This is a genomic window from Blautia sp. OM07-19, assembly GCF_003481595.1.
GTDB lineage: Bacteria > Bacillota > Clostridia > Lachnospirales > Lachnospiraceae > Blautia_A > Blautia_A intestinihominis.
The window spans coordinates 58,764-78,523 of record NZ_QULA01000006.1 but is presented as its reverse complement, the minus strand read 5'-3'; the positions used below and the strand labels follow the sequence as shown (position 1 = coordinate 78,523).

Annotated in this window: 20 protein-coding genes; 1 reads left to right on the top strand and 19 read right to left on the bottom strand. The window is 40.3% G+C overall.

Features of this window, described 5'->3' with window-relative positions:
* Nucleotides 1-26: 26 nt before the first annotated feature.
* The 15 genes from DXC01_RS06285 to DXC01_RS06215 all read right to left on the bottom strand — a co-directional run bounded on the left by DXC01_RS06285 (nucleotide 27) and on the right by DXC01_RS06215 (nucleotide 13,677).
* The gene (locus DXC01_RS06285; protein ID WP_118698540.1) at nucleotides 27-980 is read right to left on the bottom strand and encodes an alpha/beta fold hydrolase; all 954 of its coding nucleotides are present in this window, start codon (nucleotides 978-980) and stop codon (nucleotides 27-29) included.
* 63 nt (nucleotides 981-1,043) lie between these two features.
* Complete coding sequence (locus DXC01_RS06280; protein WP_118698539.1) at nucleotides 1,044-2,069, bottom strand: threonine aldolase family protein; 1,026 nt, start codon at nucleotides 2,067-2,069, stop codon at nucleotides 1,044-1,046.
* Between the two features lie 40 nt (nucleotides 2,070-2,109).
* A complete protein-coding gene (locus DXC01_RS06275) occupies nucleotides 2,110-3,213 on the bottom strand; it encodes a hypothetical protein (protein WP_118698538.1) in 1,104 nt (367 codons plus the stop codon).
* Between the two features lie 13 nt (nucleotides 3,214-3,226).
* Nucleotides 3,227-4,258: a hypothetical protein gene (locus DXC01_RS06270; protein WP_118698537.1), complete on the bottom strand. Its 1,032-nt coding sequence runs from the start codon at nucleotides 4,256-4,258 to the stop codon at nucleotides 3,227-3,229.
* A 40-nt stretch (nucleotides 4,259-4,298) separates the two neighbouring features.
* A complete protein-coding gene (locus tag DXC01_RS06265; protein ID WP_158583619.1) occupies nucleotides 4,299-5,234 on the bottom strand; it encodes a sigma-70 family RNA polymerase sigma factor in 936 nt (311 codons plus the stop codon).
* A 70-nt stretch (nucleotides 5,235-5,304) separates the two neighbouring features.
* On the bottom strand, nucleotides 5,305-6,501 hold the full coding sequence (locus tag DXC01_RS06260; RefSeq protein ID WP_147399625.1) for a hypothetical protein: 1,197 nt from the start codon (nucleotides 6,499-6,501) through the stop codon (nucleotides 5,305-5,307).
* Nucleotides 6,446-6,664: a hypothetical protein gene (locus tag DXC01_RS06255; RefSeq protein WP_118698534.1), complete on the bottom strand. Its 219-nt coding sequence runs from the start codon at nucleotides 6,662-6,664 to the stop codon at nucleotides 6,446-6,448. The genes DXC01_RS06260 and DXC01_RS06255 overlap by 56 nt, the downstream gene beginning before the upstream one ends.
* 4 nt (nucleotides 6,665-6,668) lie before the next feature.
* Nucleotides 6,669-7,424 (bottom strand): metallophosphoesterase family protein, encoded by a 756-nt coding sequence (locus DXC01_RS06250; RefSeq protein ID WP_118698533.1) that lies wholly within the window; start codon nucleotides 7,422-7,424, stop codon nucleotides 6,669-6,671.
* Nucleotides 7,421-7,891 carry a hypothetical protein gene (locus DXC01_RS06245; protein ID WP_118698532.1) on the bottom strand — a complete coding sequence of 157 codons (471 nt, stop codon included), beginning with the start codon at nucleotides 7,889-7,891 and terminating at the stop codon, nucleotides 7,421-7,423. The genes DXC01_RS06250 and DXC01_RS06245 overlap by 4 nt, the downstream gene beginning before the upstream one ends.
* A gap of 183 nt (nucleotides 7,892-8,074) precedes the next feature.
* The gene (locus tag DXC01_RS21420) at nucleotides 8,075-8,467 is read right to left on the bottom strand and encodes a 5-methylcytosine restriction system specificity protein McrC (protein ID WP_118698531.1); all 393 of its coding nucleotides are present in this window, start codon (nucleotides 8,465-8,467) and stop codon (nucleotides 8,075-8,077) included.
* A gap of 275 nt (nucleotides 8,468-8,742) precedes the next feature.
* A complete protein-coding gene (locus DXC01_RS06235; RefSeq protein ID WP_118698530.1) occupies nucleotides 8,743-9,036 on the bottom strand; it encodes a hypothetical protein in 294 nt (97 codons plus the stop codon).
* On the bottom strand, nucleotides 9,033-9,833 hold the full coding sequence (locus DXC01_RS06230; protein WP_118698529.1) for a tRNA(His) guanylyltransferase Thg1 family protein: 801 nt from the start codon (nucleotides 9,831-9,833) through the stop codon (nucleotides 9,033-9,035). The genes DXC01_RS06235 and DXC01_RS06230 overlap by 4 nt, the downstream gene beginning before the upstream one ends.
* Before the next feature lie 48 nt (nucleotides 9,834-9,881).
* On the bottom strand, nucleotides 9,882-10,331 hold the full coding sequence (locus tag DXC01_RS06225; RefSeq protein ID WP_118698528.1) for a hypothetical protein: 450 nt from the start codon (nucleotides 10,329-10,331) through the stop codon (nucleotides 9,882-9,884).
* 311 nt (nucleotides 10,332-10,642) lie between these two features.
* Nucleotides 10,643-12,073, bottom strand: coding sequence for an McrC family protein (locus tag DXC01_RS06220; protein ID WP_118698527.1), 1,431 nt, complete (start codon nucleotides 12,071-12,073; stop codon nucleotides 10,643-10,645).
* A gap of 17 nt (nucleotides 12,074-12,090) precedes the next feature.
* Nucleotides 12,091-13,677: an McrB family protein gene (locus DXC01_RS06215; RefSeq protein ID WP_118698526.1), complete on the bottom strand. Its 1,587-nt coding sequence runs from the start codon at nucleotides 13,675-13,677 to the stop codon at nucleotides 12,091-12,093.
* Between the two features lie 305 nt (nucleotides 13,678-13,982).
* Between DXC01_RS06215 and DXC01_RS06210 the strand changes: the two genes are divergently transcribed.
* Nucleotides 13,983-14,666 (top strand): hypothetical protein, encoded by a 684-nt coding sequence (locus tag DXC01_RS06210; protein WP_022213720.1) that lies wholly within the window; start codon nucleotides 13,983-13,985, stop codon nucleotides 14,664-14,666.
* Between the two features lie 59 nt (nucleotides 14,667-14,725).
* Here the strand turns inward: DXC01_RS06210 and DXC01_RS06205 are convergent, their stop codons facing one another.
* From DXC01_RS06205 to DXC01_RS06190, 4 genes are read right to left on the bottom strand one after another with little or no spacing between them, the layout of a single operon-like run.
* The gene (locus tag DXC01_RS06205; RefSeq protein WP_118698525.1) at nucleotides 14,726-16,384 is read right to left on the bottom strand and encodes a DUF4340 domain-containing protein; all 1,659 of its coding nucleotides are present in this window, start codon (nucleotides 16,382-16,384) and stop codon (nucleotides 14,726-14,728) included.
* Nucleotides 16,384-17,880 carry a GldG family protein gene (locus DXC01_RS06200; RefSeq protein WP_118698524.1) on the bottom strand — a complete coding sequence of 499 codons (1,497 nt, stop codon included), beginning with the start codon at nucleotides 17,878-17,880 and terminating at the stop codon, nucleotides 16,384-16,386. The genes DXC01_RS06205 and DXC01_RS06200 overlap by 1 nt, the downstream gene beginning before the upstream one ends.
* A 13-nt stretch (nucleotides 17,881-17,893) precedes the next feature.
* The gene (locus DXC01_RS06195; RefSeq protein WP_118698523.1) at nucleotides 17,894-18,757 is read right to left on the bottom strand and encodes an ABC transporter permease; all 864 of its coding nucleotides are present in this window, start codon (nucleotides 18,755-18,757) and stop codon (nucleotides 17,894-17,896) included.
* Nucleotides 18,754-19,734 (bottom strand): ABC transporter ATP-binding protein, encoded by a 981-nt coding sequence (locus DXC01_RS06190; protein WP_118698522.1) that lies wholly within the window; start codon nucleotides 19,732-19,734, stop codon nucleotides 18,754-18,756. Before DXC01_RS06190 ends, DXC01_RS06195 begins: the two co-directional genes overlap by 4 nt.
* Nucleotides 19,735-19,760: the final 26 nt, after the last annotated feature.

Sequence of the window (19,760 nt, the reverse complement as noted above, 5' to 3'; positions counted from 1 at the left end):
GTTCAGTCAGCTACAGGGCTTGTGCATTAAAAGAAAATTCCAACCTGTTCCAGAAAATGTTCCGGATCCTCTACCTGTGGAAAATGTTTTGTTTCGTTAAGAGTAACTGTTTCCACAGATGGGTTAATGTTCTGATAAGCTTCTACTGTCGCTTCTCCATTGTTCTCAGCTTCACCCTCTACAATATAAAGACTGTTATCAATCTCTTTCAGTGCACGGGTGATATCGATATTCATGTATTTTGCTACTTTGTTTGCATATACATTCTTGGCATAGCAGCCACCCTTGTGTGCAGCCTCATAATAAGCATCCTGCAGATCACGCAGTGGATGGAATGGGTCAAAGGCAAAGTTCTCGATGAATTCATTATTGATGGCTGTTCTGGATACGACCATATGGTAAACCAGTGTTCCAAATACCGGGACTTCCAGACACTTGCGGAAAAGTTTGTCTCTCTTCGTCGGCATCTGTTTCAGGGCTCCCGGATTGACCGGATTGACCATCATGATCTTGTTGAACAATTTTTCTTCATTGCGGCATGCCATAATAACAAAGGATCCTGAATAACCGCTGACGATCACATCGGTTTTCTCTCCGATCACATTTTTGATGAAATCGCAGATGCTCTGAACATATACATAATTTGTATAAGTCATACCTGGTTTCTCGGAACGTCCACAACCTGGAAGGTCTATGTTATACACGGTATGCTCCAGTGCAAGATCATCCTCTATCCTGCTCCATTCATATCCGGAACCGCCTGGAAGCATATCATGGATCAGAAGGATCGGGCTTCCTTTGCCTTTTCTTGTATAATAGATATCACCAAAACGCCAATGGTAATAATTTTTGCCATTTGTATCAAGCATTTCCTTCAGACCTGCTGATGCCGCAACCACTTTGTTCGCAATGTGGATGATAGCTGTTGTCGTTGTTGCCAGTGCTGCGAGAGTTATCAGTCGTTTACCGTGTTTATTCATGTTTTACCTCCCTTTTCATGTCTGAGTAGCCTTATTATACGACAAACAAAAAGGTTTTACAATCTATAACAAATAAAGAAGTTTCTGCACATCTTCCATTCTGGTTGCCCAGCTTGTGGCAAATCTGACTATGGTATGTGCATCGTCAGCCTTTTCCCAAAAGCTGAACTGGACTTCTTTTCGAAGTTCTTCCATCTTGGAGTCTTCAAGGATGATAAACTGCTGGTTAGTTGGGGAATCCAGCAGGAATTTATAGCCTTTTTCCTGTAATCCCTTTTTCAAAACTGCTGCCGTTTCAATGGCATTTTTGCCGATTTCCTTATACAGATCATCTGTAAAAAGTGCATCAAACTGTACGCCCACAAGTCTTCCTTTGGCAAGCAGTGCTCCATGCTGCTTTACTCTTGTAAGAAAATGCTTCGGCATGCTGTCTCCTGTAAATACAACTGCCTCGCCACAAAGTGTGCCTGCCTTGGTTCCACCGATATAAAATACATCACAGAGTTTTGCAATGTCCTGTAATGTCACATCGGTCTCTGTAGATGCAATTCCATAGATCAGTCTTGCACCGTCAAGGTACAGGGGCATTTTGTATTCTCTGCATACGGCTGACAACTCTTCCAGTTCTTTTCTGGAATACAGGGTTCCATACTCTGTCGGATGAGAAATATAGACCATCCCCGGGAAAACCATATGCTCGTGGTTCTCATCTCCATAAAATCTCTCTGCCAGTTTCTGAAGATCTGCTGCACAGATCTTGCCATCCTTCTGTGGAAGTTCCAGAACTTTATGTCCGGTAAATTCGATTGCACCGGCCTCATGTGTACTGACATGCCCCGTCTGAGCCGCTACAACGCCCTCATATGGCTGCAGAAGTGTGTCAATGACAATCTGATTGGTCTGCGTTCCTCCTGTCAGCAGAAAGACTTCTGCGTCCTCACAGCCGCAGGCCTTCTTAATCTTCTCCTTGGCTGACTCGCAGTAGTGATCCATGCCATAACCGGCAAGCTGCTCCATATTGGTGTCAATCAGGTGCTGAAGAATTTTTTCATGCGCACCTTCTGAATAATCATTTACAAAATATAACATCTCTGATTCCTCACTTTACAATAAAATCAGCTTTATTTTATCACTGCGCATTCTTTTGTGCCACCAGTAAATCGATAATTCTCGGATCTGTGTCCTCCCTGCCAGAAAAAACTGTATATTTCAATAACGCATCTGCATTCTTTTTGCCGATATATTTCTGTTTGATCGCATACTTTATAAGTTTCCAGTCATTTCGCTGTATAAGCCATTCCGTTATCGGATCTGTTTCTTCCCGAAGCTTATCCGGAACCGCATAGCGCATCAGACGCTTCATCCACTTTCCCGGCATGATCCTTTTTCTCGGATCCTCTTTTGATACCTGCGCCATGTACTGATGTATCGCTGCAAAATTTTTCTTCATGCCGGATCTCTGCCGGATTAGATCAAGGGTAAAGACTCCCTGTTCCATAAACTCTTCCACTCTGTCTGTCACATCATACGGACCATATCTGCACACCAGATTCATAAAATACGATACATGATTCTCTACATCTTCCAGATTCCATTCTTCTACATGTCCCCAGCCCAGTTTTGATCTTGGAATTTTCAGTTTCCGATTCCTCTTATAATCTATGATCCTATCCAGATAACCGATAAGTTTTCCCTGAATATCCTGTACTATTATACTGGCGGTTTCCGGTCCCATATATCGTTCAAACATCTTAAAAAAAGCAAAATTTTCTGTATGCATATATTTCTGCAAAACATAAAAACTTCTTTTGATCTGTCCGCCCTGTTTTTTCCTTTTAGCCAGCCATCTGAGATACGTCCGGAGTTCGCGCGCGCCTTCTTTTGGATCAGGATAGTTTTCCATATATCGCTGCAGTAATGGTTGATTTCGGCCTTCATAGATTGCTGACATTCTTACCAGATCTGTTACTTCCGGTATTGTTCTTATCATAAATTCTGTCAGTCCCTTTGTGGAAAGTGCAATTGCACATTCCAGTGCAGGACTTCTTCTGACGGGCTGTTTCTGTGCCAGTTTCCGAGTCTGTCTTTTCTTTCCAGCTATAACTGCTTCCGTCAGACTGCCATCTACATAATAAAAACTGGCATCATCAAAAGAAGTTATTCTTGTTCTTTCTTTTGCATTCACAGCCTCGTAAGCATCCTGATCAATTACTTCAAAGCGGTCCTCTTCCATTTCCAGCTCCTTCTCATTGAGTTTTTACGGATTTCTCCACAGACTGCTGCTTATGCCCGGTCATTTCTTCTGTCAGCAGTTCAATGATCCAATCATCTGTTTCCACATTTTTCAGAGAAAAAGCATATTCCAGAAGTTTCCCTGCATTTTCTTTTCCGATATATTTCTGTTTGATCGCATACTTTATGAGTTTTCTGTCATTTTTCTTTATGATCCATTCTGTAATCGGATCGGTTTCTTCCCGAAGCTTATCCGGAACTGCGTAGTGCATCAGCCTCTTTGTCCATTTTTTCTGTATGATACTTTCCTTTTGTCTGCTCTCCGGCATCTCCACCTCATACTGATGCAATGCCACAAAGTTCTTTCTTACACCGGACTTTAATTTTATCATGTCCAGCACGTACACACCGTCATCCACGAAATCATAAACTTTATCCGAAACATCAACCGGACCATATTTCTGTGTCAGCAGCATAAAATACTGAACACAATTTATGGCATCTGGTTTATCCATATCATTCAGATCATCCCAGTTCAGATTTATCCCGGAAAAACTGTAACCAGCCAGTTCATCTGTTATTTCTGATTCCAGATACTCAAGAAGTCTTCTCTGTATATCTCTGATGATCAGCATATCCGGATTCTCTCTCATCCAGTAGGTACGCAGAAATATTTTGAAAAATCGAAAATCTTCTGTATAACTATCCTTTTTCCGTACATACAGTCTTCTTTTTATTTTTTCCTTCCGCTTTTTCTTTCCATTCAGCCATTCCAGATATGCCCGAAGTTCTTCGTGTACCTCATCCTTATAATGATTTCTGATATATTCTCTTAACAGTGGAATATTCTGTGCCTCGTAAATAGCAGACAGCCGTACCTGATCTGCCAGATCTCTGTGCTTTTTTATAAATTCCTCACTGTGTTTTTCATCCATAAAAGCAATGGTGCTCTCCAGTTCCGGACTCATGATGATGATTCCGTCTTTTATATACTTTTCTATCCCATTCTGATCTTCATAGTTTGTTCCAGAGAATTTTAAGCCCATTTTTGCTCCTGTCTGTTAACCAACTCTTGTCGTTTTTCTTTTATTCTATATACTTATGTAAAATTCTGCCTCTGACTGGATGACGCAGTTTGCGTAATGCTTTCGCTTCAATCTGCCTTATACGTTCTCTGGTTACGCCAAATTTCTGGCTAACTTCCTCCAGTGTATATTCTTTTCCATCTGTCAGCCCATATCTCAGCCTGAGGATTTCTTTTTCTCTCGGAGCCAGTGTATCCATCACCTGATCCAGTGCCTCAGCAGCTTTATGAATGTCTATTTCTTTCTCTACTTCTTCCATTTCTGTAATGAATTCTTCTGGCACGTCATTTGTATAGCAATTGCTTTCTTCTATGTAGTTTTCTACAAAATACTGCTCCATGGATTCTTCCGGAATCATTGCATCCATAGCAATTTCTATCTCTTCTACTGACAGATTTGTTTCCTTCCGAAGAAGTTCAAATGCTTCCTTCTTCTCTGATTCTTTAAGCTTTTCAGGTTTATATCCATTATCTCTCAACTTACGGTATACTTTAAAGTAATTTCCTTTTGGGCCAGCCGGATAATGCATTGTCTTCCTTGTTGTTTCCTGATTTCTGTCAAATCTGCTTATGATATAAGTGTGTGCATATTCCTCAAATATACCGCATCTGTCAATATTGTAGTTGTTTGCTGCCACAACAAGCCCTATATGCGCTTCCGAAATTGCATCTATGATATTCATTTCGTGCTCTTCCGCTCTTTGTAAACCCAGTCTTACCGCATATCTCGTATACAGTTCTATAAGCCTTTCCGTTGCTTTTTTGTCCTTTTTTCTCAGCCCGGCTTCCAACTGCTGTATTTCCTCATCTTCCGGAAGTTCGATTTCTCTTACTTCGTCTATGAATTCTTCTATGGACGGATCCATTTCTACTACTTTTTTATAAATTTTTTCATAATCTACGTTTGCATATGGTCTGTAGCTGATATTACTTCTCACTAACCTGTTCCTTTCTTTTTGAATAGTATTTATTAATTTTCGGGTTCCCTGTGCAAAAGCTGTTTGTATCTTATCTTTCTGCCAGCAGCAACTGAACAATTCGTGGATCTGTTTCTGTATTTTCCACAGTGGCTGCATACTCCAGAAGTTTGTCTGCATTTTCCTTCCCAATATATTTTTGTCTGATTGCGCGTTTTACAAGTTTCCAGTCATCTCTCTGTATGATCCACTCTGTGACCGGATCGGTTTTCTCCCACAGTGTTTCCGAAACTGCATATCGCATCAGGCGTTTCAGCCATTTCCCACGCATGATTCCAGCCTTTGCATTATCCTTTGGCATCTTTACTTCATACTGATTCAGCTTCACGAAGTTTTTTCTTATGCCAGATTTTAATCTTATCATATCCAGTGCAACGATCTCACCTGATATGATATCCTGTACTTCATCTGTGATATCAAGCGGTCCATATTTCTTTGTCAACAACATGAAATATCGGACACAATTTATAAATTTAGATTCTGTCATATCATCCAGATCATCCCAGTTCAGGTTTGTCCAAAAGATTTCACGCATCTCACCTTCTACCATTATCGTTCTGCTCAGATAGTCCAGAAGTCGTCGCTGAATATCCCTTATGATTATTATTTCTGGCTCTCTTTCTATTTCAAAGGTTCGAACAAATAATTTAAAAAACCAGAAATTTTCGTTCTCGTTATATGCGTTCCATTCGTACAGCTTTCGTTCTATGCTTTTTTTATCTTTTCTCCTGTTATTCAGCCATTCCAGATAAGTTCTCAGTTCCTGTAGATCCCGGCTACGGTGTGTTTTTATGTAATATTTCAGCAGGGTGGTATTCTGAGCCTCATAAATGGCAGATAACCGCACCTGTGATGCCAGTTCTCCATATTCTTTTATAAATTTCTCAGTACGTTCTTCGTTCAGAAAAGCAATCGCACTTTCCAGTCCCGGACTCATTGTGACTGGCTGTTCTTCCACAAATTTTTCAGTTTCAGCCTGATTGTTTAACAGAATCGCAGCCGTCAGTGGTCTTTCCACATAAAAGAAGGATCTTTCTCCCATTAAAGTCTCCCATGACCAGACCTCTACTTTTATTGCTCCTGGACACTCATATGCGTCTTTAAAGATATCCCAGTGTATATCGTCTGTTTTCATTTGCAGGCATTGTTCCAGTTGCTTTTCATCTTGAATTTTAAATGACCAGTCCATATCGTCTTCCGACCATTCTCTGTCTTCGTTCATTGACATAGAGGATTTCCCGCATGACTCTCTCCAGAATTCTTTTTCGGATATTTGTACGTTTCCTGGTTTTTCTGATCTTAAAGGTATTCTTAAAGACATTTTTCCTCCCTGCTATGGCGGCACCTGCCTGTGCCGCTACAATCTCTGTAAACTGGTAAACCTGTTTCATGATCTTACCAGATTCTAATCATCTGCTCATAGATCAGAATTTCTTCCATATTCACATTTCGATTATCGTGATAGTGTCCGAAGAACCATTTCTTAAAACTTGTATTCTGGCGGATTTTTTCGTGATATTCTGTAAGAATATCCGTCTTGTACAACCCGCCTCCAAGTAAGGTTTGCGTACTCGATGCACAGCAATGTGTTACAATAAAATCCACTTTGTTATCATGTGCTGCCAGGTTCTCGATTCCTTCCTGCATCTCTTCTTCGGATGGAAGTTCCTGCTTCCACCAGCTCACATGATTTACCCGGTATGGATACCAGCCCTGATCCAATTTCTTCTTCTTTTTCTTAAAATCGGGATCATCTGGTTCAAGGATGCCTCCGGCAATATCATGGCTGCTGGCTCCGCCAAATGCAAATATGCTTTTCCCATCAATTTCAAACACCTGTCCACGCATCAGATGAATAACGGACGGCCGTATCTTATGAACCTTGCCCCCGTGCCATTTTTCGACCGGATAAGCATAAAGCCGATCAAAATTCTCGTGATTCCCATCCACAAATAATGTTGTAAATGGTCTGTTCTCCAGCCAGTCCATGAGCTTTGCTTCTCTGCTGCTTTCTTCGTTTCTGTTCCAGACACCGCCAAAGTCTCCACAGATGATCACACAATCATCCTTGGTCATTTCTTTTTGTTCTGGAAAAACATCTATATTGAATCTTTCAAAATCCTGGTGGCAGTCGCCCGTTATATATATCATATTTCATCACCTTCCTGCATTTTACATCCGGTGCAATCTGCATGTTCCATATAAAACATGTAGAGAAATGCAAACACATCCGGATCATCCAGATCCATCTCGACTACATCCTCTTCGTCAGATTTCCATAATGTTTCATCATCCTCTTCTTCAAACATCTCTTCATTGGATTCGTCAGGCTCTTCGCTTATAAGATTCAAAAGGGAAGCATCATCATAATCGAACTCATCTGTGAAGATATCCACGTCTGAATCATCAATGTCCTCATCTTCTTCATACCAGTGATCTTCGCTCCATCCGTCTTCCATGTAATCATGGACAGATTTTCCCGCCCACATATCGGGATTTTCGAACCAGCTGCGCAGCTCTCTTGCCTCTCTTTCCACTTCTTCCAGTTCGTCGTCCGGGATGTCCTCAAATAAGTCATCACGCTCGTTCATTTCTTCTGCTAAATATTCTTCTCTCATAAAAAAAGTCCTCCCCAAACATTTGAAATCTGCTCTGTTTTATTGTTCGCTATAAGTATAACATTCGCCAACAAACAGATCCAAGGGTTTGCAGAAAAAAGTTTTTTCAGGGTAAAACTTTTTTGCTTCAGGACAGATTTCATATATTCCGGGGAGGAATCAGGTCATATGGGTAAAAAAATATCAAGGTATTTCCAGAATTTTTTTTACCTGGTTTTTAAATTTTTTTTTCGTTTGTTTCCATTGCTTCTTTAAAGGATTTGAAGCTATTATTTTTACTTTCTTGACTGTGCGGTATATACAGGGGCAGAATATTCCTGCTTTGTTACATCTGAACCGATACATATATGCCAGTATCTGGAAACAGTCTTCTCTTACGCTTTTTTCATTAAAATTGCCATTTTGAGCAGCATCACTCCAGGCATTTTTATATTTCGCGTCCAGGATCAGCGCAGGTGTGGTTTTATTTCCTTTTTTGTAAATACACAAATCTGGTTTTAATTTACGTTGTGATTCTTCATCTGGTATTCTGAAGAATGTCTCTCTTTCATTCTGTGGTTGGAAAGTATCCGCAATCTATTCCCTACGCCCTAACTGCCACTTATCATGCTTCTTAATTTGCCGCACGGCTACAGCGTACTGCAGTAGCCGTACGGGCGGTATGATGAATCGGATACTTTATGTTTGTGAAATATAACGCAGGATCTCAGCGATGGGTATTCTGGATTATGTATATACCATACATGCCTTGTATTCCGGGACATGATAGATTTTATCTGGATTATTTTCTGCTCTTTGATTTACCAGTACAATTTTTGCCTTCGGATATTTCACTGCAATACATCCCAGTTTTAATATGGAAATGCCCACACAAATCTTTCCCTTACCGGAGCTTCGTCCTTAAACAATGGACCAATAAGCCACTCTTCCGCACTATATATATAAGGACTTTTTTCATATATTCCAAAGATATCAAGATATTTTATGACTTCCGGATGGTGCAGAAATTGTTCTTCTTCGCTGAATTCAGATTCGACCAGATTCATAAATTCCCTGTCTATTTCTTCATCTGATTCAAAAAACCAGTCGTTTTTCACATCCCTTTTCCATTCGTCTCCATAAGTTCTGATAATAATAAAACTCATTCATTTCCCTCTCCAATATACACTCTGCTGTTCACATACTCTCTTCCTTCATCTTTAAAAACCGGGATATCCTTGTCAATCACCCAATGCATTCTCACCGTTCCCGGTTCAACAGAGAGGGTTTCGAAATCATAAGTTCCCTTGATACAACAGCTCCCTCTCTGAAACTGTGAAGGAAGGTCATCCCAGGAAAGTCCTTTCTGTGTCAGTAACATCTCTTTAATCTGGCGGCAGTTTTTATGCTGTAATTCTTTATGGCGGAAATTTGCCTGTCCAAGCATCTGGATTGAGTTTCTCATGGCATCCAGCTGACGCCAGTAAAGATTATTCGCCACTTCTTCCTTGGGCACATTAAATGCACGGCAGTCAAATGTTGCCCCTTTGTCGAGGGATTTTTTGTATATTTCTGCCTCACGTTCTTCTGCAAGTTCCACACGCTGCTGCATCTGACGATTAAATTCCAACGTTGCCATACTTGCTGCAATACTACACATTTTCTGCACTTCATAATCAAACCAGGCTTCTGATGTAAGTTTTTTGTAATCTGTAAGAACCAGCGTTATCTCATCAGACTGTGTATATCCAATAACGCATCCCTGAATGTTTTCACAGAGATATTTCATCGTAGCCTGCATTACCTCCATCAGAAGCTGGTCAAAGGGTTTCACAAAATTTCTGGTAAAGGTATGAAATGCCCGTCCATCCAGTCTGAGGATCACCGGTGCTTTTTTCATTAACACGTTTTTTGATACTGCTTCATATTTTTTCATTCGTTTTGCAAGTTCTGATGTGTCCATACTTTTTCCTCCTGTCACCAGGCAGTACTTATTGGTACTGCCTGCAATTTACCAATCAGCCTTCGCTAACGTTTTAGAACGTTCATGTTCCATATAATAGTTGTACAGAAACGCAAATAATTCCGGATCATCCAAATCAACCTCTTCTTCATGAAGAGGTTCCTCTTCCTCACCTGGTGACTCCTTCTGAATATCCATCTCGATTTCATTCCAGTCGCTTTCTGGTTTCTCTCCACGAAGCTCTCCACTTTCACAGGTTTTTTCAGGTACAGCGTATAACTCCATATCATCGTCCTGAAGACTTTCTTCTTCCCAGGCATCTTCTTTATCGTCATCCGGAAGACCTTCATCATCACAATATTCTTTCTCAAAAATATCAAACCATTTTCTCAGATTCCTTATTTCCCTTTCCGTTTCCTCCACCTGGTCTTCCGGAATATCCTCAAAAATATCTTCACGATTGTCATATTCGTCTGCTACTGAGTAATTTTCTTCCATAAGTTTTTCTCCTCCCGTTTTTTGAAATAATTTGTTATTTCCTCCTTGTGTCGTACATGATAGCACCCGCCTAAATTTAATGCCACAGTAGACTAAAAAAAATTCGCCCAGGGTAAATTTTTTTTTAACGGGGGGGGAAAACTTTTTATGCCCAGGGTAAATTTGTGGTACACACAGGGTAAAAAAAGTCAAGAGTATTCTAAAATTTTTTTCGTTACTTTTAAAAAAAATTTTCTCTACTTTTAAATTCATTTTCTGCAGATACAAAAACAGAAGACCACGGGGGTCTTCTGTTTTTGTACTGGTTTCTATTATTTTTGTTCCAGATTTTCTAAAATTTGCTTTACCTTGAGCAGCAAAATGTCCTTTACCTGAGCAGCAAACTTATCTTCACTGTCTTTAATTTCATTCTTGAAATTTTTAAAATTATTGTTTTCACTCTTTGGAATCTGCAATGGAAGAAGATAAAATTTCTCATATTTTCTACTACCCGGCTCATCAGTTATTGTATAATCGAGTAATTTTGGAGCTTCTTCTTCTGCTTCTACCACCGGACAAAAAATACCCGATTTATTACATCCGAATCCGTACATGTATGACAGTATCTGGAAACAGTCTTCTCTTACACTTTCTTCAAACTCTTCTCCTACTGCTGCTTTACTCCATGCATTTTTATATTTGGCATCCAGTATCAATACCGGTGTATTTGTATTTACATTTTCTTTCTTAAAAATGCATAAATCCGGTTTTAATGTCCGCTTCCCTTGTCCTTCTCCGTTCAGGAAAAATATTTTTTTCTCATGCTGTGCTTTAAGGCAATATTCTTCTTTTAGTTTGTCCTTAAGAATACTTTCCAGATATTTCTCCCAGATCCAGTTCATGTTGATCAGTACACCATGGATCTTATTTTGTGCTTTATCTTTATCATTCTCCACAGAAATTCCCATGTGTCTGAGAAGTATTATAGCTGTTTTGCGTACTTCCTCCCAGTCATGATATACGGAATGCGTAATCTTCCTGCGTTCACGCTGAACAAGTTTCTGAGCCTCCTGCCTGGAGGCCGGCTGCATAATATTGCGGAACTTTGACATACATTCGCCAACAGTTTTTCTTCTTTTTTCAAGGCTTTTCATGGTATCCGGGTATCTTTTCTGAAGATATGTATATGCCGTAAAAATCAGCTTATTTACATCATTATCAATGGTGTATTCTCTGTATGAATATGCAATCTTGCCATTGTTAAGTGGATTCAGGCGAATATGTCGTGTAATATCAATTTTCCCTTTCACTCTGGAGTCATTACACTCATAAGTGCGATATCTTCGATATAATCCCTTGCGACAGGCATGTTCAATCTGTTCCACAAAAATGAATGCCAGAAGCTGTTCCAGAATGCCTCCATGGTTTACACCGGGTTTCATATCCTGAAAAATATTGATCTTCATCCCCAACGCTTTATCAAGTATATACTGCGTAAAAAAACAAGAATCATCGTCAAACCTGCTGCTGATAAAAACGTTTCTGTCTTCTATTTGAAGAATGCCTGTATAATTTTGTGTCCACAACTTTCCGTTAAAGTTCGCAAGGACACGGAATGATTCTTTCTCTTCATCTGACATCTCAGGAATGGAAAAAACATTATCAGCTGAAAGCTTTAGCAGTTGTTCCCGCAGCTTTTCCTGAGTTAGTTCATTTTTCTCTGAAACATTGCTGTAATCTTTTAGTTTGATTAAATTGCTCATTATTCGGTGAGTTCCTCTTATGCTTGTGTTGATTCTTTTTCTTCTCTGCTTTCTAATGCCTTCTTACACTCTTCTACAAAATCTTGTTCGTCACCTTCTCCTCGAATATATTCGTATAAAAGAGATTCTAGTCTTAAATCCCAGACGGAGCTTATTAATGACTTTGCAATAGCCTCTGTTTTATCTTCAGCTTTTTCTCCTGCGTCTATTGCCTGATTTATTATATTGCCCGGTAAATTAGCAAACTGTCCCTGGCTGATAAAGTAATGTTTTCCGAAATTTGGATTATCTTTTAATTTTTCATTGTTCAAATTCATAATACTATCCGCAATTACTTCGGCAACCTTGTTGCATTCAAAATTACACTTATACTTTTCTTTATATTCGCCTAAAATACCTTTTAACGAATTTTTCAATAAATCTCTAGTAACTTCCACTTCTTTCCAAATAAATCTACGACGGAGTGCGAAATCCATACTTTCTACGGATCGGTCAATATCATTCATGGTTCCGATAATGATTACATTTTCTGGAATATAAAATCCGTTTGCGAAAATATCCTCATTTTCTCCATAATATTTCTTTTCTTTTACATCATATGTCGGGAGATTTTGATACTGGGTCTGTACTGCATTGCCTTTTCCGCGCTTGTCCGTTTCCAGGCAGAACATTAATTCTCCGAATACCTTTGATAAATCTGCACGGTTAATTTCGTCAATAAGGAAGAAATACTTCTTTTTCTTATTTTTTTTATCTTCTTTGTTTTGAACTGCGACATCACGGCAGAATTTTTTGAAAATGCCATCTACCTTGCGGAAAACCATGGTTGTGTTTCCATCTTTGTCTTTGTCTTTGTCTTCAATCGGACGAAGACCTTCGACAAAATCCGTGTAATCATACGAAGGATGGAATTGAACGAATTCATAGTTTTTATCATTTAATTTTTCGCCACATTCACATTCTTTCGCAATTTCTTTCGCAATTTCCTTCGCCATACGGGTTTTGCCTGTTCCTGGTGCACCAGTGAGTATGATTTGAGTTGCACCGTTGCTAATTAAATCTTCAAGCTCCTCCTTTACCTTATTATCTTTAGATTCTTCCATATTACCTTCTCCTTTTTTTATATCTATATTTATTCCCATCTTTCTATATAATTCCAAACAATTAGATAAATGTTGTTTTCCGTTTTCCTCACTGAAATTTATTAATATATTTGAAATCTCTTTGACTGTGCTTTCTTTTACATTCTCCAATTCTTCCTTAATTTTTCTCATATATTTACTGTCATCTTTAACAATACTCTCTCCAAAATAAATATCTGCCCCTGAAGAATAGGGCGTTTTTTCACGTATATCAGGCCACACAGCTTTAATTCTCTCTAGTGTTCCTTGCTCCGGTTTAGTGTCAGATAAAGCATCATATATCTCTAACAAAGGTTGAATAATCGCTATTATTTTACCTTTGTTTCCATCTGTTTTTATACTACTTTTTAGTTGATTTCTTCTAATACCACTCTTAGATTTCTGATCTTTAGCTGAAGTCTCAAAAATAGCTGCAAACTCCTCCAATGTAAGTTCTCCAAGCTTCCGATTTTCTTCTTCCATTTCCACACCCCTTTTCTTAATTTACTCAATATTATATCAATCCTGTTTTTCTACATCAATATTAATTCTCGAATAACAGCAATAAAGCCAATTTTCTCTTCCTTCATATTCTTTTAAAATATACAGCCTACTACTTCCACCTACTTATCTGCCACTGACCACATTTCTTAATATCCTACCCATCCTGTCTCAATGTATCACTTCCCTCATGATAATACAGGGTGAGAAATTTTTATTCTTTTTCTATTGTATCCTCCCCGCAGACACGCTACAATAAACTTATCAAAAACCAAGGAGAAACGCGCATGAAAAAGAAAAATTTCAAAAAACTATTCGCAGTTCTTATTGCAGTCTGTATGATGGTCATCGGGTTTCCGGTTACTTCGCAGGCGGCGGTCAGAGTATCCGCACCCAGATTAAAGAGTGCAAAGTCTGCCAGCAGCGGCATACAGCTCACCTGGAGCAAAGTCTCAAACGCTTCCGGATATGTGATCTACCGGAATGACAAATGTATCGGTGGGGTAAAGGGAAACAAAACCGTCTCCTACATTGACCGCAAGGCCAAAACAGGAAGCAGATACACCTATCTCGTAAGAGCTTTCCGTCAGTATGGAAAAAAACGGGTTTACAGCAGTGCCAGCAACCGGCTTCAGGGAGTCCGAAAAGCCGTCAGCAATAATGGTCTTGGAACTCCGGTTCAGACCGGTGTCCGTTTCTGGAAAAATCTCAGTGCCAATGGTGCAAATGGCGTAACTTACGGAACAACCTGGAAGAAAGTAAAAGGAGCCTATGGATATCAGGTTCAGATCTGGGGAAGGGAATTCGGAAGTTCTCATACTTATTCCAAATTCACAAGACAGACTAAATTCGGTGAAAGCTTCTCCAGCTTAGATAAAATCGGAATGAGAATCCGGGCATACAAGATCGTCGGTAAAAAGAAAGTATTCGGACCGTTCAGTAACTGGTCTTTCAGCAATGTCCATTTTTAAATATCTGTAAAAAAGACCGCCCGGGCTGATAATTTCATATCAGTCCGGGCGGTCTTTTTTTATTTGGCCTGTGCTGGTGTTGCTGTAACTTCTGTCTCCTCTGAAGTTTCTTCAGAATCTGTAGTTTCGGAAGCTGTGTCTTTTGTATCTGTATTTATCACATCCTGATATGCTTCATCCATATCGCGGATATTCATCTTGTTGACCAAATAGACTTTGTCTCCGACAACTGCTGCATAGAAGTTTGTATCGTACTCATAATACTCTGCAGTTGTCTCATTGCCATCGGTATCTTTGAATACGAAGGTATATGCCGGATTACCTTCCGGAGTGTATTTTTCGGTAAGGCGCTGCTGCGCAGTCATATTGATGAGTTTATTGTAGAATGTTGTAAAGGTTGTATCATCCAGATCTACGCCATCAAGTTTGTAGGAAACCATTGTTGTTTCTTCTGCATCCTCATCATCGCTGTCTTTGGATGTTTCTCTTGTCACAGTTACTGTATGATCACCATCTGATGATTTTACTTCCAGGGAATCCAGACTGTTGACAGAGAGGTAATTTACAGAAAGACTGTAGAAATCAGAAGCCTTGCTGTCCAGGATATCTGTCAGGGAGTCTTTCGTGATCGTGTAGACTTCTTTGCTGTCATCTGCTTTCACATAACGGTCATCTCCTGTTTCATCACCGACATAGATGGTAATCTCTTTCTCTACTGTTTTTGTTTCTGTATCCTCAGAGTCTGTATCTGTCCCTTCTGCATCCGTGTCTTCTGATGCCTCATCGGCATCTGTAGTATCGGTATTCTCTGAATCCGCATCTCCTGATGTTGTATCAGAATCTTCATCTGCTGTAGTCTCGGAATCTGCATCTTCCGCTTCCTCAGAATCATCCTCCTCTACCGCTTCTTCCTCCGTATATTTCGCAGTGATCACTGCATACGGATCATCAAATCCATATTTGGAATCATCTGTGCAGTTATAATCCACAAAGCTGTCATATGCCAGTGAACCGATTGCTGATGTCACCGTTCCGGCCTTATCGGTATCTGCTTTTTCGGATGTCTTTCCATCTGACACATTCCAGAAGAGATTATCCGGATCCTGGGTCAGTTCATAGCCATCTTCTTTATCAACTTTAACCTCTGTGATCGTTGAGGAAGTTACAGATGGGAACGTTCCGCTCTCTGCAAAGTCATACAGAGTTCCCATAAATGGCTCCACTGCAGAGCTGTCTACCAGATATACATTCTTGTCATCATCGCTTTTCTTCACATAATACTGGCTGGTGGATTCATTCTCCATACCGATCTGAAGTACTGTATCTCCGTCATCTGTCGTAAGTTTGATCTCATTCTGTGGAGAATCCAGATCATATTCACTTAAATCCTCCACATCAGAGATTTCCTGTGCAGCAGAGAGGGATGCGATCCCTCCCACTGCAGTATTTACAGTATCCTGATCCACCGGGAAATCCGCATCGCTTTTTTCCGACCAGGCGTCGTCTTTTTTGTCAAATTCTACATTGTCCTGTCCTGCTGTGAATGCAACCGAAGTAATATCATCTGTAGACAGGCTGGTCAGTTCAACACTTGTGTCCTCTTCCTCAGATTCTTTCTTTTCCTGAGAAGAAACATAAGAATTTACGCCCACATAAGCTCCGGACACCACGCCAAGTGCAACTACAGCAGAGACAAATTTTACTGTCTTTTTTTTCATTATGCTTTTCTCCTTTTCAGCCATACGCCGAAGCCGATCACCAGAAATGCAACCGGAATCAGACCCATGATAATGATCTTCCAGAAACTTGCATCATAGGCAGTCAGAGTCAGGTAAGAAACCTGGAGGTCTTTTGCCGAAACAGAAATCGTAGAAGTTTCATCGGAGCTACACATCCAGCTTAAGGATTCCATGATCATCTGCTCATTTCCACCGGATACCATCTGATTGATCTGGCTGTCCATCAGATTGGAGGAAGCATAATAAACGATCTGTGTTTCTTTGTCATCATCCAGAGATTCTGTGATGCTTACACCTAGGTCAAATGGTCCCTTGATATCGTCATCTGTTTCCTCAATGCTTCCACTGTTTACATCCACCTTGGAATATGCACTGTCTGATGTAGTAAGAAGACTCTCTATCGTTACCGTATCTCTCACATCATCTGTTTTCTGGATACCCTGTGCTGTAGGCATCAGCACATAATATCCCTTGGAAGCAAAATCTGTGATCGCATCTGTGCTGTTAACTGTCGGAACCAGATAATATGGCATCTGTGCGTAATGCTGGGAATCTCCCTCAATCACGATTCCCTCTGTTCTCTCTACGCCGTAATTTGCAAGTACAGCGTCAAAGTTTGTCATGGATTCTTCCGTATAATCAGAGAAGATCATAGCCTTGCCGCCGTTTTCCAGATACTCGATGATCGCATCTTTTTCTGTCTCGGAAATATCACTTGTCGGTGCGTTGATCAGCAGGCAGGCTGCATCATCCGGCACGCTCTCTTCTGTCAGAAGATTCAGGGACTGGATATCGATATTCGCTTTCTCGATATCTTCTTTTAAGGTAGAATCGAGTTCCTTCTCTCCATGTCCGTCGAGTGTGTACAGGATCGGAAGATTTTCGGATGTTACATAAGAGATCGCGCTGTCGATCTGTCCTTCGCCGTCGAATCCTGTTGTTGTATAACTGTAAGTGTTATAGTCCATGGAGGACTGGTAGATCGTATCGTAAGATACGACTTTGCTTCTGTCACCGCATACAACGATCAGGCTGTTTGCAGAAACATCATCACTTGTATACTGAGAAGTAAATTTCGGATTTACAACAGGGTCTTTTGTCTCAACTTTAATATGCGAAGATTCTTCCGCATATTTTTCCAGAAGTCTCTTTAATGTCTCATCCTCAGAACCACTCTGGACAACCTGATAGATCGTGATATCCTTGTCCAGCTTCTTGAGATAAGCTTTCGTCTCATCGCCGATACTATAAAGCTTCTGTGAGCTTACATCAAACTCTGTATATTTGGATGGCAGAGATCCGACGATCATATTGATCACAATTACGATCACAATAAAAATCGCACTGATCACAACACTATAGGAACCGTTTTTCAGATATTTTCCATTCATGGATTCTTTAATCCTCTGCTTTAACGGCTTCTTTTCTTTCTTGTTCTGCCCGTCTTTTTTGTTAAACTTTTCCTTCAGTTTCATCTTTCTCGCCTCCTTAATTCCAACGTCTCTTCGCAATAGACTGTACGGTCAGGAAAAGACAAACTGCGATCACTGACACGAAATACAGGATTCCCTTGATGTCAAAGATCGAATTGGCAAAGTTATCAAAATGGCTGCTCAGGTTAACGATATTCAGAACCTTCTGGATCCCGCCTGAGAAGAAAGAAGAATTTACCACATATATAATCGCAAGAATGATCTCTCCGATCACACATACTGCTGCCGAGATCAGCAGATTCTTGATCATCGTATAAATGATCAGAGCTGCCGCAAGGATCAGAAGTCCAAATGTAATGCAGGTAGACAGAGCTCCCTCTGAAAAGAATGAGGAAATTCCGTTCATCATATAAAATGCAAATAGAAATACAAAGGTAAGAACTGCTGCAATAACCTGACTCTCAGTCAGGGAAGATACAAATACACCAATTGCAAGGTTTGCACAGCCAAGCAGAAAAAATCCCAGAATACCTGTATAGGCTCCTGCAAAAGAAACTGTTCCGAATTTTGACATCAGAAGTGGGTAAAAGCACATGATGACCATCGGAATCGCAAAGATCGTTACCAGTGCAAGATATTTACCAAGAACGATCTGGCCGACAGAAACCGGCGCTGTCAGAAGCAGCTGGTCTGTCTTCTGTTTCCGTTCTTCTGCAAGAACTCTCATGGTCAGAATTGGAACGCTGATCAGAAATACAAAGGTCAGCGCACTTAACGTATATTCAAATTTCGGATAAGCTGCTGCCAGCTGATAGGCCGAAAAATAAATACCTGTAAGAAGCAGGATAAAGAAAATAAACAAATATCCTACCATAGATGTGAGATAACTTCTCAGCTCTCTCTTATATACTGCTGTCATTTCGTTTCTCCCTCCTTCTCCGGTTCCTCAGGTTTTTTCTTCTTGTCATCTTCGGTCAGCTCCAGGAAGATCTCTTCGAGGGATACTTTCTTGGACTGCATTTCAAGGATCGGATAATGATGTTCTGCCATCTTAAAGAAAACTTCCTCACGGATATCTGTACTTTCTTCTGTGGAAAGTTTCACTTCCCAGCCTTCCTGATCCTTGGCTGCGTTGATCGCGATCTCCTTGATCCCCTCGATCTCTCCAAGCAGAATACGGATCTTGTCCTTATCTCCTTTGACAAGAAGTGACAGATTGTTGGAACCCTGCGCGAGTTTCCCCAGGTTATCCGGCGTATCGCTGGCAACCAGTTTGCCATGAGAAATGATCAATACATAATCACATACTGCACTTACCTCAGAAAGAATATGAGAACTCAGGATAACGGTATGTTTCTTTTTAAGGCTCTTGATCAGATCGCGGATCTCTATGATCTGCTTCGGGTCAAGTCCTACTGTCGGCTCATCCAGGATGATAACTTCCGGATATCCTAGGATCGCCTGTGCAAGTCCAACTCTCTGTCTGTAACCTTTGGACAGATTTTTGATCAGGCGGTTACGCATATCTGAGATCTTGACCATCTCCATGACTTCTTCAACCATGGATTTCTTTTCGTTTTTTGGGATTTTTTTGAGATCAGCGGCGAAATTCATATATTCGAGCACTGTCATATCGAAATAAAGAGGCGGAATTTCCGGCAGATAACCGATACATTTCTTTGCCTGTTCCGGTTCTTCCAGTATGTCATGACCGTCAATGGTTACCGTTCCTTCCGTAGATGCTATATAACCGGTAATCATGTTCATAGTCGTTGATTTACCAGCTCCGTTCGGCCCGAGAAAGCCGTAGATTTTTCCCTTCTCTATCTTAAAAGAAAGGTGGTCAACTGCTGTATGGTCGCCATAACGTTTGACCAAATTGTTTACTTCAATCACAAAATTCTCCTCCTTTTCTTTACAAA

What these genes read in the sequence shown, in the direction of transcription:
- DXC01_RS06270 (WP_118698537.1), bottom strand. Translation starts at nt 4,258, where the DNA reads ATGGGCTTAAAATTCTCTGGAACAAACTATGAAGATCAGAATGGGATA.
- DXC01_RS06200 (WP_118698524.1), bottom strand. Translation starts at nt 17,880, where the DNA reads ATGAAACTGAAGGAAAAGTTTAACAAAAAAGACGGGCAGAACAAGAAA.
- DXC01_RS06280 (WP_118698539.1), bottom strand. Translation starts at nt 2,069, where the DNA reads ATGTTATATTTTGTAAATGATTATTCAGAAGGTGCGCATGAAAAAATT.
- DXC01_RS06205 (WP_118698525.1), bottom strand. Translation starts at nt 16,384, where the DNA reads ATGAAAAAAAAGACAGTAAAATTTGTCTCTGCTGTAGTTGCACTTGGC.
- DXC01_RS06225 (WP_118698528.1), bottom strand. Translation starts at nt 10,331, where the DNA reads ATGGAAGAAAATTACTCAGTAGCAGACGAATATGACAATCGTGAAGAT.
- DXC01_RS06245 (WP_118698532.1), bottom strand. Translation starts at nt 7,891, where the DNA reads ATGAGAGAAGAATATTTAGCAGAAGAAATGAACGAGCGTGATGACTTA.
- DXC01_RS06255 (WP_118698534.1), bottom strand. Translation starts at nt 6,664, where the DNA reads ATGAAACAGGTTTACCAGTTTACAGAGATTGTAGCGGCACAGGCAGGT.
- DXC01_RS06235 (WP_118698530.1), bottom strand. Translation starts at nt 9,036, where the DNA reads ATGAGTTTTATTATTATCAGAACTTATGGAGACGAATGGAAAAGGGAT.
- DXC01_RS06285 (WP_118698540.1), bottom strand. Translation starts at nt 980, where the DNA reads ATGAATAAACACGGTAAACGACTGATAACTCTCGCAGCACTGGCAACA.
- DXC01_RS06250 (WP_118698533.1), bottom strand. Translation starts at nt 7,424, where the DNA reads ATGATATATATAACGGGCGACTGCCACCAGGATTTTGAAAGATTCAAT.
- DXC01_RS06220 (WP_118698527.1), bottom strand. Translation starts at nt 12,073, where the DNA reads ATGAGCAATTTAATCAAACTAAAAGATTACAGCAATGTTTCAGAGAAA.
- DXC01_RS06210 (WP_022213720.1), top strand. Translation starts at nt 13,983, where the DNA reads ATGAAAAAGAAAAATTTCAAAAAACTATTCGCAGTTCTTATTGCAGTC.
- DXC01_RS06195 (WP_118698523.1), bottom strand. Translation starts at nt 18,757, where the DNA reads ATGACAGCAGTATATAAGAGAGAGCTGAGAAGTTATCTCACATCTATG.
- DXC01_RS06215 (WP_118698526.1), bottom strand. Translation starts at nt 13,677, where the DNA reads ATGGAAGAAGAAAATCGGAAGCTTGGAGAACTTACATTGGAGGAGTTT.
- DXC01_RS06260 (WP_147399625.1), bottom strand. Translation starts at nt 6,501, where the DNA reads ATGTCAATGAACGAAGACAGAGAATGGTCGGAAGACGATATGGACTGG.
- DXC01_RS06230 (WP_118698529.1), bottom strand. Translation starts at nt 9,833, where the DNA reads ATGGACACATCAGAACTTGCAAAACGAATGAAAAAATATGAAGCAGTA.
- DXC01_RS06275 (WP_118698538.1), bottom strand. Translation starts at nt 3,213, where the DNA reads ATGGAAGAGGACCGCTTTGAAGTAATTGATCAGGATGCTTACGAGGCT.